Origin of the sequence: Rhodococcus sp. MS16 (assembly GCF_013277795.1) — a bacterium.
Classification (GTDB): domain Bacteria; phylum Actinomycetota; class Actinomycetes; order Mycobacteriales; family Mycobacteriaceae; genus Rhodococcus_F; species Rhodococcus_F globerula.
On record NZ_VBTM01000005.1, the window covers coordinates 965,733 to 980,998 of the forward strand.

Genomic DNA, 15,266 nt, shown 5'->3' on the forward strand with positions numbered 1-15,266 from the left:
TTCAGAGGTAGTACACGCGGTGGCGCACACTTCCGACAATCCGCCCCCACAGATTCCCGGCATGGAAGAGCCAACGGCCGGTGGGTACCCGCGAGATAAACTGTGGCAGTAGCGGGTTACGCAGGATCAGATAGGCAACGGTGTCTGCCAGCGCGAGCTGACTGCGCCTGGGCATCCCGTACCCGCGGTACTCGGCGTACAACCGAACATCGCCCTCACCACACATCACCGATTGCTGCCAGATCCCGGCCAACGTGTCGCGCTGCCGATAGGCAATCTGCGCGGCGGGGGAATGACCGAAGGACATGCCCGCCAACTGGATCCGCAGACACATGTCGCTGTCTTCGCCACCTCTGGTGAAGGTCTCATCCCAGCCGCCGACCTGTTCGAAGGCTTCTCGCCAGATCCCGAAGCTTCCGCTGAGGCCAACCGGCAGGAATCGGTACAACGAATAACCCTCGTGACGATCCGGCATCCGCCGCCAGGACTGCACCAATTCGCTGTTGATGGACTCGATCTCGGCAGTGCCGGTTACCGCGTCATGTTCGGCCGCCACCCTGACCAACTCCGACAGCCAGTTCGAATGCACCCGGTCGTCGCCGTCGCAGAACGCCAGAAACTGTGCAGAGGTGCTACGCGCGCCGACATTGCGGGCATGCGCGGCGCCAGGGCGATCCGAGGCGTCAACCCGCCGCAGTGCCAACTCCTCGGTTCTCGGATGCCCGGTGAGATACTCGGCAAGCCCGTCGGTGGAACCGTTGTCGGCAACGATCACCTCGAAGGAACCCGAGTAATCCTGTGCCGCCAACGCATCGAGTTGAACGTCGATCATCGCGCGTCCGTTGTGGACCGGAATGATCACGGCCACCGACTCGGGTTTCTTCGGTGCACTCACGAGCGAGATCTCGACAGAACTGCCGCACGGCGCAACACAGCGCCGGGGACCTTTCCTCGTTCACCGCGAGCGGCGCCCCAGAATCCGCGCACAGTCAGATACGTACGGGCCATTCTCTCGGTACCGAACAGCATCGCCCGTCCACGGCTGAGAACGTCCTTGGCCACAGAAACCATGCACCACAGCGGTTCCGTTCGCCAGTACCGCGCGTACATGATCGCGCGGTTTCGGGCGATGTAGTAGTGCCGGAAAGGCGCATCCTCCGTGAACGTAAACCCGCCACGTCCCGAACCGAGCACCAAGCGCAGTGGTCGTGGTGGAACCCACGTGGTCGGCGACCCGAAGCCGTGCTCGATGTCGGTGCCCGGCGTGATCAAGGAATGGACGCCCTTGGCGCGCGCCCGCAAATAGAACTCGGTCTCGACACAATCGATGAACAGTTCTTCTTCGAACAGTCCGACGTGCTCGAGCACTTCCCGGGGCAACAGCATGCCGGACTGGATGGGCTCGAAGGCCAGCGTCAGTCCCCGTTCCGCATGCCAGAACGGAGCCACCTCGCCGTTGATCGTGCTGGTAGCCAGTATCGTTCGATCCAGACCGAGAGACCGAGCCAACTCGAGATGCTCGGACATGCGACGCAGATATCCGTCCGAAAGAACGGTGTCCTGATCCAGCGTCAACACGTGGTCGGCGCCACCGGCCAAAGCCCGCTCGATGCCACGATTGAGGGCGTGCGCAATCCCACGATTGGTGCCCAACTCGATCACTTCGTAGCCCGCTGCGCGGCACTGCCCGAGAACACCGGACACGTCCTTTGTGGACCCGTCGTCCACGACGACAACAACATCGACTTGCTCACGCACAGCCCTGCACGTATCGAGCAAACCTTCCGCCGGATTGAAACTGCTGACCACAGCCGCTGTTGTCATGACCTCTCGTTCCCCAGATTGCTCGCGCCTTGCCGGCCGGACACAGCTGCGTCCACCACTGCCGCCGTGCGAATGACAAACGGCTGCCGCAGAATTGACTGATGATCACCGGGAACACTCTCGATGTGCAGGTCGTCCGGCGCGAGGACTGCCCATAGCTTCGACTCGGCGGCCACGTCTCTGTCCCCGATGTCACCCGGTTCGGATGCGGTGATCACCTGAACGCGGCCCACGTGCCGACTCGGCTCGTATTTCGCCAGCATGCGCCGGCTCAGCTCGTAGTAGACGATCCATTGCGCCGACGCTCGCAGTCGGAACAAGCCTGCAGTCGCGACCAACGAATTCATCAACACCTTGCTCCACAGTCGAGCAAACACGTTCTGCGGCACGTACTCCTGCGGTGTCTCACGCTGCGGCAGTTCGGCCGCAGTGCGGGACTTCGCTCTCTTGCTGATCGGCAGGCGCGCGCTACCGAGTGCTCCCACCTTCGCTGCCACGTCGCCGTCGAGCACCGCATCCAGCAGCACAACTATTTCGACGTGCTCGCCCGCGCGCTCGAGTAACGACGCAATTTCGAGAGCGACAAATCCACCGAATGAGTATCCCCCCAGCCGATACGGACCGTGTGGTTGAACCGTCCGAATCGAACGCAGGGCTCGGGCGGCAGCGGCAGCAATCGTCCGATCCGCGCGACCACGGTGCTCGAGTCCGTGAGATTGGATTCCGTATACCTGTACGCCACTGCGCATTTCCCGCACAAGGTGAGAAAAGACCGCAGCGGGTGCTCCACCACCGGCAACAAGGAAGAGCGCCGGCTCGCTGCCGTCGGTTCGCAGCGGCACCAACGAGGAATCCGAAACCGGCGAACGGCGACGGCCTGCGGAATCGACCAGTTTTGCCAAACCCTCGATGGTCGGCGCCTGCGAGAACTCAGCCGACGAGATCTGAATGTAGAACTGTTCAGCCACTTCCCCGAGCATCTTTGCCGCAGCAAGCGAATCACCACCGAGCGCCGTGAAATCCTCGTCTCGTCCAACCGCTTCGATGCCGAGAATCGGTTGCCAGATGAACGAGAGGAGCGTCTCGGTGGGGCCGCGCAACGGGACCGGTTCGCCGCGCACCGGAACGGGAGGAAGGCCGGCGCGATCCACCTTTCCCCGTTCGTTGCGAGGCAACGCCGCAAGAATCACGATATCGCGTGGCACCATCCACGTCGGGATTCGCTGCCCAAGCGCGCTGCGCACCTCGGCGGCAGACGGCGTCCACTCCGATCCACCGACTGCCACGTAGCCGATCAGAATCGGTTGTGGCACAGTCTTGTCTGCGACAACGACCGCGTCGGACACCCATTCGAGGGAGCGCAACGCCGCTTCCACTTCGGCAGGTTCGACGAGGTAGCCACGGATCTTCACCGCGTCGTCGCTGCGACCGGACAGATGCAGATCACCGTGTTCGTCGAAGCGTCCGAGATCTCCCATCCGGTAGCGCGTCGAACCGTCGGCCTGCACCGCAAATTTCGACACCCCAGACTGGTCTTCGCCGTAGTATCCGTTAGCCAAATACCTTGATACAACGTAAATTTCGCCAATACACCCGACCTCGACGGGGTTCTGATCCGCATCGAGAATCAGAACGTCCTTGTTGGCCGCAGGACGGCCGACCGGGACCACACCGCCTGGAAGCTCTCGATCACTCGGGTACGGATTGAACGCGAGGTGCCCGGTCTCGGAAGATCCGGACCAGCTGCAGTACAACGCATCCGGTCGTAAGTGTGGCCGCAGAGCTGACACGTCAGAGCTGTGAATCGACTCGCCGCACGTTGTCAGAACGCGTAGCGAGGAAAGCGCCGGAGTGTCTCCGGAGGTGAGCTCCGGTAGCCAGGATCTCAGGAACGACGGAGTGCAATGTGCGGTGCTGACGCCGCACTCGGACAACCACTCGGCCAGCCCGGTTGTCGACTCGGTGCGTGGATCCCAGTAGTACAGGCCGGCGCCGTTGAGTAGCGACATCACGATCACGTCCAGTCCGGCACCGAAACTCATCGGCAACAGCATTCCGACGCGATCACCCGGTCCGATCTCGAGTGCTTCCTTCGCTTCGAAGGCCTGGTTTATCCAATTCTCGTGACTGTGCAGAACGCCCTTCGGCTGCCCCGTCGAACCGGACGTGAACACGATAATCGCTGTGTCCTGCGCATTCGGCTCGGGCAGTGTGACGTGCGAAGCCTGCGGGAGTTCGGTCAGCATCGGCACGTCAACGCGCAGTGCGCCGGTCAGCGAGAGGATATGTGTGCGTCGTTGCTCGGGCAGTAGAGGATCGAGCATGATCAGCGGGTGTCCGGAAGCGATGACCGCTAGCGCAGCGACAACAGATTCCGCGCCGGCGCCGGGCTCGAGCGCTATCGCACGCGATGTGTCCGGTTCACAATCGACCAACGCGCGTGCCCATGCTGTCGAGAGCGCGTGCGCCTGCGCAAACGTGAACTCACGATCACGAGTACGCACAGCAACCGCCTCGGGGGTATCGCCACAGACGGCGTTCCATCTGGCAGTCATCGTCTCGGCATGCACCAGGCAAGGCTAACCTACTGAAATTTTCACAGCATTTTCGCAGTTCATGTCGGCGGCCCAGCGAGTAGCGTCGCAGGAGTGAGTACTCGCCTCGGATACCAAATGCCCAATTTCAGCTACGGTGGCCCGGTCAAGGACCTCTTCCCCACCGTCATCGCGCAAGCTCGTGAAGCCGAAGCCGCCGGCTTCGACACCGCGTTCGTGATGGATCACTTCTACCAACTGCCCGGCATCGGAGACCCCGATGCGCCCATGCTCGAGGCGTACTCAGCGCTCTCCGGGCTGGCGACAGCCACCGACACCATTCAGCTGTCCGCCCTCGTTACCGGCAATACGTACCGAAACCCGCCGATGCTCGCCAAGACCGTCACCACACTCGATGTAGTGAGTGGTGGTCGCGCCATCCTCGGTATCGGAGCGGGTTGGTTCGAACTCGAACACGATTCTTTCGGCTACGAGTTCGGCACCTTCACCGAACGGTTCCAGAAACTCGACGAGGCTCTGCAGATCATCGAACCGATGCTCCGCGGCAAACGCCCCACCTTCGACGGCACCTGGTACCACGTCAAGGAAGCCATCAACGAACCCCGCGTCCGCGACGACCTGCCGATTCTGCTCGGTGGCGGCGGCGAGAAAAAAACGTTTGCCCTCGCCGCGCGCTTCGCCGACCACCTCAACATCATCTGTGACCCGTCCGAACTGCCGCGCAAGATGGACGCCATTGCGGCCCGATGCGATGAAGAAGGACGCGACCGCACCACACTCGAAACCAGCTTCCTCACGTTCATGATGATCGACGAGGACGGCGACAAGGCTCGCGCGCATCAGCGAACATTCCTTGCCGAGCGCGGGCTCGACATCACCACGGCGCCGGACGACGTGGTCGCCAAGGCCACCGAGCGTCACTTCGTCGGCAACCCAGACGACGTCGCCGAGCAGGTTCAGACGCGCATCCTCGACCACGGGATCGACGGCGTAGTCATCAACCTCATCACCAACGGCAACGAGCCAGGAATCGTCGACCTGGCCGGGCGGACACTCGGCCCGCTGGTCGGTAAGTAGTAGTTTCCTACTCGCACTTCACGATCGGAACCGGATCGTATTTCACGGTGCGAGTATTCGAGGAAACCTGCGCGCCGGTGGCGTGATCGGTGATCACGCGGGTATCACTCGCCGTGAAGCCGGGCGCGCCACTGGACGCGATACATCCGTCGCCCTTGGGGAGGACCACGGTATTAGGCGATGTAGGAGACGTACGCGGACCGGTGATCGACTCCACGTCGACGGTCTTCGTTCCCCAGATCTTCACTGTCACATTCGATGACGTCGTGATCGTCTGGATCATCACACCGGTCTTCGACGGGTTGCGGAACTGCAGGTCGATCGCGCCGTCGAAGATCGTGGCCTCACGGGCCTCCGGGTACCGCGAGATGTAATAACTGTGCTCGGTGTGCGCGACGTCTTCCATCCCCGCGAAGTACGTTGCGTTGTAGAGCGTCGTCGCCAGCTGGCTGATGCCGCCGCCGACGGCTTTGTCCGGTCGACCGTTGTTGATGATTCCCGATTCCACATACCCCTGGGCAGCGCCCCGAGGTCCGGTGTACTCGTTGAACGAGAACGTTTCTCCCGGTTTGACTATCGCACCGTCGAGCACCGACGCCGCCAACGCGATGTTCACACCGGACGCGTACTCGAAGCCGCCGGTGGTGAACTCACCGATCACTTCCTTGATGCCGAGAGCCTCGGCTCCCTCGGTGGTGAGTGCCGGTGGAACCGGCGCATACACCGCCGGAGTTGCCCGAGAACCCGTGCTGGTGAGCAGAACCGGCAGATCCTTCACGGTTTCCGGCCAGTTGATCAGGTCGCCGACCACACCCGGAACCACAGTCGGTGCGCCGCCGGCCAACGTGATCGACGCGTCCTTGGGCTGAACCTCCGTCGACACCAATTGCGGTGCCAAGATCTTCACTGCAGCTTCTGTGTTGTACTGCGGCGCCAATCCGCCCGAACCGTCGGGAGCAAACGTCAGAATCTCACCGATCTGGTCGACGCCGATGGTCGCTTCCTTGCCGTCGCGGCCGTTGACTACAACCTCACCGGACACAGCGGGCTGAGCAACGTCCTGCAACGCACGATCGACACCGGCCTGCGTCACCGTAACGGGGGTGTCTTCCACAGGCAGGTCGACAACGTCGCCCGAGGACCACTCGTCACTGAATGTTGCTGCCGCACCGGGCAGATCGAGCGCGCGGCCCACCACCGGCGACACACCAGACGCTTCACCACCGGAAATGACAACAGCACCTTCGACCGGCGCGCGATCACTGGTGGCCGCGACAACCGTCATCGACGCGTCCAATGCCGCCTGATCTACCGTCGACACCACCGGCACCTCACGCGAGCTGAAGAACGAGGTGATCCGGGTGATCGGATTGAGCGGTTGCTCATTCACGCCCGCCAACGTCGCCGACCAGTCCACATCGATACCGGCTGACGCGGGAATGATCGTGGATTCCACATCGTCCGCCCTCACCGTGACGGGTTCGACAAGCTTCGGAGCCAACTCCGCACGCAGGACTGTCTCCGCGTCGGCCGGCGAGCGGTTCCCGATGTCGATCCCGGCAACCTGAGTTCCCCGAGGCGTGTTGCCGGACGACGTGAACACGTCCACCCCGTAGGCAAGAACTGCGACCGCAAAAATGCCGCCGACAATCAGAGCGGGCTTGACCCACTTCTTCGACGCGGTCGACTGATCAACTGCCACAGGCTCGGGCGCGACTGCCGGAAGAACCGGTTCGAACTGTTGGGTCGGCTCCGCTGCGCCGGCCGGAACCCCTGCATTAGTTGGAACAGTCGGCGGAACAGCCGGGCCAGTCGGAATCTCGGAGTTAGCTGGAACTACCGGAATGACGGTCGTGATCTCGTTGGCCGATTCATCCGGAGCCGGCTCGTCGAGGGCTTGCTCCTCTGGAACCGATTGATCCTGAGGTGCTTGATCCGAAGCTGGTTGATCCGGCGCTGTTTGGTCGGGCGCTGTTTGGTCGGGCGCTGTTTGGTCGGGCGCTGATCCTTCCGAATCCGACGCGGAGCGCTCGGGAGTGTCGGAGCCGTCCACACCGTTGTTTTTCTCCGGGGGTGAACCGTCTGCGTCACTCACTCGTTTGACTCCTCGCTGCATCGACCGGGGCTGCGGCGCGTACCCAGCACTACTCAACAGGGTATCTGGACATACAAGAGCCCCGCGTTGCTGCCAGGTCGGGGGTCAGGCAGCAGCACGGGGCTGTCTTGAATATCGGTAGCTATCCGTCAGCGTTACAAGGCCACAGAAATTTGTCCGAAAAAGAAAAGGAGATCCGGTCACCCCTCGCGACCGGATCTCCTTCTCCACCACCCCAGACCGGCTGTTACCGCAGGTGAGCGCAGCAATTGCCAGTCACGGGACTACCGCTCGATGATTGCGGTGACGCCCTGTCCGCCCGCTGCACAAATCGAGATCAGACCGCGCCCTGAACCCTTCTCCGCAAGCATTTTTGCGAGAGTCGCCACAATGCGTCCGCCAGTCGCAGCAAACGGGTGTCCGGCGGCCAAAGACGAACCGTTGACGTTGAGTTTGCTGCGATCGATCGAGCCCAATGCGCCGTCGAGGCCCAGGCGTTCCTTGCAGTACTCGTCGGACTCGAAAGCCTGCAGGGTCGCGAGAACAACAGAGGCAAATGCCTCGTGGATTTCGTAGTAGTCGAAGTCCTGCAAGGTGAGTCCGTTGCGGGCCAACAGTCGCGGGATCGCGTACGTCGGCGCCATCAGCAGGCCGTCCTTGCCGTGGACGTAATCGACGGCTGCTGTCTCCGAGTCGACGAGATGTGCGAGGACGGGGAGGTTGCGCTCGGTTGCCCACTCGTCGGTCGAGAGGAGCACAGCCGACGCGCCGTCGGTGAGCGGCGTGGAGTTGCCTGCCGTCATGGTGGCGTCGCCGAGCTTGGTGCCGAATACGGGCTTGAGCGTCGACAGCTTCTCGACGGTCGAACCGGGACGGAGGTTGTCGTCGCGGGTCAGGCCAAGGAACGGGGTGACAAGGTCGTCGAAGAATCCGCGGTCGTATGCGGCTGCCATGTTCTTGTGGCTGGCGGCGGCCAGTTCGTCCTGGTCCTCGCGCTTTACGCCGAATTCCTTGGCGGTGATGGCAGCGTGGTCGCCCATCGACTTTCCGGTGCGCGGCTCGCCGTTACGCGGGATCTCGAGACCGAGCATGCCGGCGCGTACGTTGCCGAGAAGCTTGATGCGGTCGCCCGTCGACTTCGCGCGGTTGAGGGACAGCAGGAACTCACGAGCCTGATCGTTGACGCCGATCGGAGCGTCGGACGTGGTGTCGGTACCGCCGCCGATGCCTGAGTCGATACGCCCGGCCGAGATGGCGTCGCCGACTGCGACGATCGACTGCAGGCCGGTGCCACAGGCCTGCTGAAGGTCGTACGCGGGTGTGTACGGGCTCAACGCACTCCCGAGAACCGACTCACGGATGAGATTGAAATCACGGCTGTGCTTGAGGACCGCGCCGCCGACGACCATGCCGAGTTGCTCACCCTGCAGGTTGAAACGGCTCACCAGTCCGTCGAGCGTGGCGGTGAACATGTCCTGATTGGACGCCTGCGCGTAGGCCTTGTCCGAACGGGCGAAAGGAATGCGATTGCCACCGACGATGGCAACGCGGCGGCGCTGACCTGCAGGCTTTGCGGCCGGCGTCGTTTTGGCTGCGGATTGTGCGTTCGAACGGGCTTTGCTGGTCACTTGCGTCTCCAAGGATGGTGCGATTACCTGTTGAAGACTATTCTTACTCAGTAGTAAGTTACTTGTCTATCGCCACATCCGATTCGGATACACGGCGCAAGGCACACCGAAACACGACAGAAGGTAGGACCGTGGCAGCCAGCAAGGGAGCTCCCGACCTCTATTCACAGTTCCTCTCGTCCGGCCCCGGCGCGTTCATCGCGTCGAAGGCAGGCCTGCCAAGGCCCGAGAACCTGCGCCGCTACAAAGCCGGGGAACCGCCGTTGGCCGGACCGGTCCTCATCGGCGGTAAAGGCCGACTCGTAGAACCTCTGCGCGCCTTGCTCTCCGATTACCCCGCCGCGCAGGCCCACGACACCACCTTCGGCGCGCTGGTATTCGACGCCACCGGCATCACACAGGTCACCGAACTCGAGCAGCTGTTCGAGTTCTTCCAGCCCGTGATCCGCAATCTCGCATCATGCGCTCGCGTTGTTGTACTGGGCACGACGCCCGAAGAGACGTCGAGCGTCGACGAGCATGTCGCGCAGCGAGCTCTCGAAGGCTTCACCCGCAGCGTCGGCAAGGAGATCAAGCGCGGCTCCACCGCGCAGCTCGTCTACGTCTCCCCCAAGGCATCCACCGGCCTTTCGGGCGTCGAATCGACTCTGCGCTTTCTGCTTTCGGCCAAGTCCGCATTTGTCGACGGCCAGGTCATCGTCGTCGGAGATGAAGATTCCGTTGCGCCGGCCAACTGGGACAAGCCGCTCGACGGCAAGGTAGCCGTTGTCACCGGCGCGGCCCGCGGCATCGGCGCCACCATCGCCGAGGTCCTCGCCCGCGACGGCGCGCACGTGATCTGCGCCGACATCCCCGCTGCGGGAGAAGCACTTTCGGCCACCGCCAACAAGGTCGGCGGAACCTCCCTCGCACTCGACGTCACGGCAGACGACGCAGCCGAGGTCCTCGCGGCGCATCTGCTGGAGCGTCACGGCGGCGCCGACATCATCGTCCACAACGCCGGAATCACCCGCGACAAAACCCTCGCCAACATGGACGAAGGCCGCTGGAACATGGTCATCGGCGTCAATCTTCTTGCACCGCAGAAGATCACCGAGCACCTTGTCGCGAAGGGCGCACTCAAGGAAGGCGGACGCGTCGTCGACGTGTCCTCCATCGCCGGTATCGCCGGCAACCGCGGCCAGACCAACTACGGAACCTCCAAGGCCGGCGTCATCGGCCTCGTCCACGCCGAAGCTCCGGTCCTGGCCCAGAAGAACATCACCATCAACGCGGTAGCACCCGGCTTCATCGAAACTGCCATGACCGCAGCCATCCCCTTCGCGACCCGCGAAGCCGGCCGCCGCATGAGCTCCCTGCTGCAGGGCGGCGAAACCGTCGACGTCGCCGAGACGGTCGCCTACTTCGCCAGCCCGGCATCCAATGCCGTTACGGGACAGGTTGTTCGCGTGTGCGGCCAGAGCCTCCTGGGAGCATGATGGCAGCCAAGACCGTCGCACTCACCGAGCAACCCAAAACCCTCGACATCTACTCCCGCGCAGTGCTCGGGTTGATGCCGTGGAACAAGTCGGACTCGCGCTCGGTGCCGCAGCAGAGAATCACCCTCACCGGGTTGAAGGTCGACACCGACAATCTGGCCGCGTACTGCCGAGTCACGGGTCTGAGATTCGGCGATTCACTGCCGATCACCTACCCATTCACCTTGGCATTCCCGACGGTGATGAAACTGATGGTGTCGAAGGAATTCCCCTTCCCCGCAGTCGGTTCCGTGCACGCCGAGAACGTCATCGAATCACTGCGCCCCATCTCCGTGAGCGAACCGCTTGATCTCTCGGTGCACGCCGAGAACCTGCGCGAGCATCGCAAGGGTCTGCTGATCGACGTGATCACCGAAATCCGGATGGGGCGGGAACTGGTGTGGCGTCAGACGTCGTCGTTCCTCAACCAGCAGAAGACCTCACTGTCCGGCGAAGCCCGACCGGAACCGAAGGCCGACGAGGTTCCGCCGATGCCGATGACCACCATCCGCGTCGACCAGACCACGATCAGCAAGTACGCATCCATTTCCGGGGACCGCAACCCCATCCACGTCTCGTCCCTGGGCGCCAAGGCTTTCGGGTTCCCGAAGACCATCGCTCACGGAATGTGGAGCGCCGCAGCACTGCTGCGAACCGTCGAAGGCGATGTGGCCGACACGGTCACGTACAGCGTGCGATTCGGTAAGCCGATTCTGCTGCCTGCAACCCTGAACGCGTACGCCGATCGCGTCGGCGACGGTTGGGATCTGGCGCTACTGCACCCGAAGAAGGGCTACCCGCACGTCACAGCGACGCTGCGCTGAGCCTGGTTTTCACCCACCCCATTTGAGCGAACGTACCTTTCGGCGCATCCGAGGCGCTGAAAGGTACGTTCGCTCGATGTGGCTGGGGGACTATTCCGACTTCTTCTTGCCCGACAATCCGCGCCACGCCAAGGACTCAAGGAGATCGGCTGCCTCGTCCACTTCGATTTCTCCACCGGCCACGCGATCGGCCACGGCCTCACCCGCACCGACCAAGGCGATTGCGATGATCCCGAAGTCGTGAGACGCATCCGGATCCTTGGTGCTGGACTCGAGCAGATGCGCTGTCAGTTCGATCAACCTGTCGCGACTTGTCTGCACGGTGCCCGCAAAAGCCTGCTGCCCGACGGCCTGACGGTAGAGCACCATCCACGACTTTCGGTTGGCCCCCACAAATCCGAGGAAACCTTCCAGAGCAGCACGCAGTTGCTCACGAGGCGACAGATCAGGTGCGCCTGCAGGAGCCAAGGCTTCGACAAAACGCAGACCTTCACGATGAATGCACGCGGCAAACAGTTCTTCCTTGGAGCCGTAGTACAGGTACAGCATCGGCTTGGAAATCTCTGCTTTTGCCGCAATGGCGTCCATCGAGGTTTCGTGAAAACCTCTGTCGGAGAACACGTCCACGGCCGCGTCGAGCATCTGCTGCTCGCGTACCGCGCGTGGCAGTCTCTTCGTGCCACCGGCCATGTATCCTCCAACCACAGGGTAAGTATCTATCTTACTCTACGGTAAGATCCGGCGTCGAATCGCACTTCGACTCAGCAGGTGAGAGCACCCTTCGCCTGCGCGACCGTCACTACAGCCTGGTCCAGGCGGGCCTGGGGCAAAGCACCGGACGCAACGGCACCTTCGAGCTGATCGAGCACCCGCGGTACGTCGTCGGTTGTGAGCCACAAAGCCTGGTCAACGCCTGCCACCAGTGCAGCCTGCACCGCGTCGGCAATATCGTAGCGGTCGGTAATCGCCTGCATACCGCTGAGGTCGTCGGTGAAGATCGGCCCCGTGAACGGCGCTGCGCCGTAACCTACTCCGTCGCGAAGCAGCGACACCGCGGCCGGACTGATACTTGCCGGGACACCCGGTTCTGTCAGGCCAGGAACCTCGAGGTGACCGATCATGACGCCGACACCGGTGTTCACCAACTCCCGGAACGGAACAAGATCCGAGTTCATCAGATCTTCCAGAGGTGGCGTCGTCACCGCGCCGGTGTGCGAATCTCCGGACGCGCTACCGTGTCCGGGAAAATGTTTGATCACCGGGAAGATTCCGGCGTCGCGCATTCCCTGGGCGTACGCACCGGCATAGGCGATCACTGTTGCGGGATCGTCCGAGTACGAGCGGTCACCGATGACCGAATTATCAGGCTGCGAGCTGACATCGACGTCCGGTGCGTAATTGACCGTGATGCCGAGGTCCTTCAGACCCCGGCCCCGCTCGAGCGCCATCTGGTACGTCTGTTCCACTGTCATCGTCTCGGCAGTCTCACGCGCCGACGGATCGGGTCCGAGAATGTCCTCGACACGGGACACCCGGCCACCCTCCTCGTCGATTGTCACCATCAACGGAATCTTCGACGCCGAAGCCACTTGCGGTACTTCACGATTGGTCAGCATCGACTGATCGGTCCAGCTGCCGACGAAGATGCCACCGATCTGCTCGCTCGCCACAATCGCCAACGCGTCGTCGGTACCGGTCACGCCGACGTTGAGGAGCTGGGCAAGTTTCTGCCTGGTGGACAACGACGCCAGGAGGTCACTGCCGCAGACGGTAGGTGCGGGGAGGGCAGTGGACGTCTCCGATGTTGTCGTGATGTCGGACGTGACACTCGCCGCAGCAGACGTCGATGGCGCTGCCACGTCCCCTCCGTCGCCCGAGCATCCCGCCACCAATCCGCCACACAGGGCAAGAGTGATTGCCGTTTTCACAAACTTGATCCGCATTCCTACGACGGTATCGGACTCCGTACCCATACACTCCCCTCACCGGCACGGCAGGAAGGTAACCTGGACGTGAACCGATTCCCCGCTGACGAGGAGGTCGTGATGCCACAAGGACTGATGCTCATCGCGTACGACGGTTCCGAGAACGCCCGACGTGCCGTCGAGTACGCAGGACGTTTCCTGTCCGCCAATCGCGCGATTCTTGTCACCGCCTGGGAGCCGATGGTTCGCCAAGCCGCCCGGATGTCCGGGCTCTCCGGTGTCATGCAGCCCGAGTGGATTCCCGACGACGATGTCGAGGACATCGCGTACACCGATGCCAAGGCAACTCTCGCGGAAGGCGTCGCATTGGCCGAGGCCGCCGGTTTGACCGTCGAAGGCCGTAGTGCCGAATGCCGGTCGGCCATCTGGTCCGCAATCGTGGAGACTGCTGACGAATTGGACGTCGACATCATCGTCACCGGCACTCGCGGCACAACCGGTTTGCGTTCGTTGTTGCAGAGCAGCGTGGCGGATCATGTTCTGCGTCACAGTCATCGGCCGGTGTTGATCGTCCCTCCTGGCAAGTGAGCGTCGGTCCCAGGCGACTAGTGTTCTAGTCACCATGGACGGTTTTGTTCTCTCTCGGCCTGATCACAGCGTGCTCACCCGCGGCGTACGACGCAGTTTCGACGACGCGAGCGCGGCGACGCATGCATTGTCGGAAGGTTCGGCGACTCTGATCGTCGGTGCTCTCCCCTTCGACCCGTCTGGAGCGACGGCGTTGTACGAACCGGCCGAAGTAACCGTTACCGGCAGCGCGTGGCGTTCGGACACTTCAGTGGACTTGCCGCACACGCATGCAGTGCGAGAAATTCCGTCACCGGCAGATCACCTTCGACGAGTGGAGAAACTGGTCACCCGTCTGCGTGACGGCGACCTGGGCAAGGTGGTCTCGGCTCGGACCGTCGAACTTCGCGCCGAATCTCCCATCTCACCAACAGCACTCGCGGCTCGGATGGCTACGCTCAATCCCGCGGCAAATACATTTGCCGTCGACCTCAGCGCTGCCGGAACCGATTTCGTCGGCCACTCTCTGGTCGGCGCGACACCCGAGGTTCTTGTGAGCCGACGCGGAAATGTCGTGACCTGCCGTCCGCTCGCGGGATCCGCGCGTCGGACAGCTGAAACCGAGGCGGATCGGGTTGCCGGCGACAGCCTTCTGAGTTCGACGAAGAATCTTGCCGAGCATGCCTTTGTCACCGACTGGATTCGGGACGTCCTCGGCCCGCTGTGCAGTGAGTTGTCGATCCCGTCGACGCCAGAATTGACCAGTACCCATGAGGTCTGGCACCTGGCCAGCCCGATCCGCGGCATTCTGCGTGACCCCACCACTGCCCTCGAGTTGGCAATCGCGCTCCATCCGACACCCGCACTGTGCGGAACACCCACCAGCGCGGCATTGAACGTCATCCGCGAGACCGAGGAGCCGCGACGCTTTTACGGCGGCGCAGTGGGGTGGTGCGACAACGCCGGCGACGGCGACTGGGTGGTCGCGATCCGATGCGCCGAAATCAGCGCCGACGGTCGAACTGCCTGGGCAAGCGCAGGGGGCGGGATCGTTGCAGATTCGGACCCACAGGACGAATTGGACGAGACAACCACCAAATTGCGGACATTGCTCACGGCGCTGGGCGTCTCGGACACAAACTAATCAGTCCGCTGCGGGGCCAATCGTCCGAATTCTCGGCAGCGAGTGATACCTTGACGCGAACAGTTCGTACGGACCGGTAAGTCCCGGCCGACCGACACGACCTATTGGGA

12 protein-coding genes are annotated in these 15,266 nt (G+C 62.6%); 5 read left to right on the forward strand and 7 right to left on the reverse strand.

The annotated features are described in order from the left end of the window. Position 1: 1 nt before the first annotated feature. Genes FEZ60_RS32535 through FEZ60_RS17125 form a run of 3 tightly spaced genes read right to left on the reverse strand, consistent with a single transcriptional unit; the run spans position 2 to position 4,379 of the window. On the reverse strand, positions 2 to 895 hold the full coding sequence (locus FEZ60_RS32535) for a glycosyltransferase (RefSeq protein ID WP_346343372.1): 894 nt from the start codon (positions 893 to 895) through the stop codon (positions 2 to 4). Further along, on the reverse strand, positions 892 to 1,824 hold the full coding sequence (locus FEZ60_RS32540; RefSeq protein WP_045064603.1) for a glycosyltransferase: 933 nt from the start codon (positions 1,822 to 1,824) through the stop codon (positions 892 to 894). Before FEZ60_RS32540 ends, FEZ60_RS32535 begins: the two co-directional genes overlap by 4 nt. After that, positions 1,821 to 4,379 carry an alpha/beta fold hydrolase gene (locus FEZ60_RS17125; protein WP_106939708.1) on the reverse strand — a complete coding sequence of 853 codons (2,559 nt, stop codon included), beginning with the start codon at positions 4,377 to 4,379 and terminating at the stop codon, positions 1,821 to 1,823. Before FEZ60_RS17125 ends, FEZ60_RS32540 begins: the two co-directional genes overlap by 4 nt. A gap of 93 nt (positions 4,380 to 4,472) precedes the next feature. Between FEZ60_RS17125 and FEZ60_RS17130 the strand changes: the two genes are divergently transcribed. Beyond that, on the forward strand, positions 4,473 to 5,456 hold the full coding sequence (locus FEZ60_RS17130; protein WP_033231695.1) for an LLM class F420-dependent oxidoreductase: 984 nt from the start codon (positions 4,473 to 4,475) through the stop codon (positions 5,454 to 5,456). Between the two features lie 7 nt (positions 5,457 to 5,463). Here the strand turns inward: FEZ60_RS17130 and FEZ60_RS17135 are convergent, their stop codons facing one another. Beyond that, positions 5,464 to 7,551: a VanW family protein gene (locus FEZ60_RS17135; protein ID WP_346343373.1), complete on the reverse strand. Its 2,088-nt coding sequence runs from the start codon at positions 7,549 to 7,551 to the stop codon at positions 5,464 to 5,466. Positions 7,552 to 7,835: 284 nt separating this feature from the next. After that, entirely contained in the window at positions 7,836 to 9,179 is a 1,344-nt protein-coding gene (locus FEZ60_RS17140) for an acetyl-CoA C-acetyltransferase (protein WP_095887004.1), read from the reverse strand. 131 nt (positions 9,180 to 9,310) lie between these two features. On the opposite strand from FEZ60_RS17140, the gene FEZ60_RS17145 reads away from it, so the two are divergent. Both FEZ60_RS17145 and FEZ60_RS17150 read left to right on the forward strand, forming a co-directional pair. Beyond that, positions 9,311 to 10,657 carry a 3-oxoacyl-ACP reductase gene (locus FEZ60_RS17145; RefSeq protein WP_172936570.1) on the forward strand — a complete coding sequence of 449 codons (1,347 nt, stop codon included), beginning with the start codon at positions 9,311 to 9,313 and terminating at the stop codon, positions 10,655 to 10,657. Next, a complete protein-coding gene (locus FEZ60_RS17150) occupies positions 10,657 to 11,520 on the forward strand; it encodes a MaoC/PaaZ C-terminal domain-containing protein (RefSeq protein ID WP_172936571.1) in 864 nt (287 codons plus the stop codon). The genes FEZ60_RS17145 and FEZ60_RS17150 overlap by 1 nt, the downstream gene beginning before the upstream one ends. A 90-nt stretch (positions 11,521 to 11,610) precedes the next feature. On the opposite strand, the gene FEZ60_RS17155 is transcribed toward FEZ60_RS17150, so the two are convergent. After that, positions 11,611 to 12,210 (reverse strand): TetR/AcrR family transcriptional regulator, encoded by a 600-nt coding sequence (locus FEZ60_RS17155; RefSeq protein ID WP_033231699.1) that lies wholly within the window; start codon positions 12,208 to 12,210, stop codon positions 11,611 to 11,613. A gap of 71 nt (positions 12,211 to 12,281) precedes the next feature. After that, entirely contained in the window at positions 12,282 to 13,463 is a 1,182-nt protein-coding gene (locus tag FEZ60_RS17160; RefSeq protein WP_172936572.1) for a glycoside hydrolase family 3 N-terminal domain-containing protein, read from the reverse strand. Positions 13,464 to 13,565: 102 nt separating this feature from the next. Between FEZ60_RS17160 and FEZ60_RS17165 the strand changes: the two genes are divergently transcribed. Together FEZ60_RS17165 and FEZ60_RS17170 are read left to right on the forward strand one after the other, a co-directional pair. Beyond that, positions 13,566 to 14,033, forward strand: a complete 468-nt coding sequence (locus tag FEZ60_RS17165) for a universal stress protein (RefSeq protein ID WP_033231847.1) — start codon at positions 13,566 to 13,568, stop codon at positions 14,031 to 14,033. A gap of 34 nt (positions 14,034 to 14,067) precedes the next feature. Then, on the forward strand, positions 14,068 to 15,156 hold the full coding sequence (locus tag FEZ60_RS17170; protein ID WP_172936573.1) for an isochorismate synthase: 1,089 nt from the start codon (positions 14,068 to 14,070) through the stop codon (positions 15,154 to 15,156). Positions 15,157 to 15,266 lie beyond the last annotated feature (110 nt).

Bases quoted from the DNA above. Each gene is read 5' to 3' on its own strand.
- FEZ60_RS32540 (WP_045064603.1), bottom strand. From the start codon at position 1,824: ATGACAACAGCGGCTGTGGTCAGCAGTTTCAATCCGGCGGAAGGTTTG.
- FEZ60_RS17125 (WP_106939708.1), bottom strand. From the start codon at position 4,379: ATGACTGCCAGATGGAACGCCGTCTGTGGCGATACCCCCGAGGCGGTT.
- FEZ60_RS17150 (WP_172936571.1), top strand. From the start codon at position 10,657: ATGGCAGCCAAGACCGTCGCACTCACCGAGCAACCCAAAACCCTCGAC.
- FEZ60_RS17155 (WP_033231699.1), bottom strand. From the start codon at position 12,210: ATGGCCGGTGGCACGAAGAGACTGCCACGCGCGGTACGCGAGCAGCAG.
- FEZ60_RS17160 (WP_172936572.1), bottom strand. From the start codon at position 13,463: ATGCGGATCAAGTTTGTGAAAACGGCAATCACTCTTGCCCTGTGTGGC.
- FEZ60_RS17165 (WP_033231847.1), top strand. From the start codon at position 13,566: ATGCCACAAGGACTGATGCTCATCGCGTACGACGGTTCCGAGAACGCC.
- FEZ60_RS17170 (WP_172936573.1), top strand. From the start codon at position 14,068: ATGGACGGTTTTGTTCTCTCTCGGCCTGATCACAGCGTGCTCACCCGC.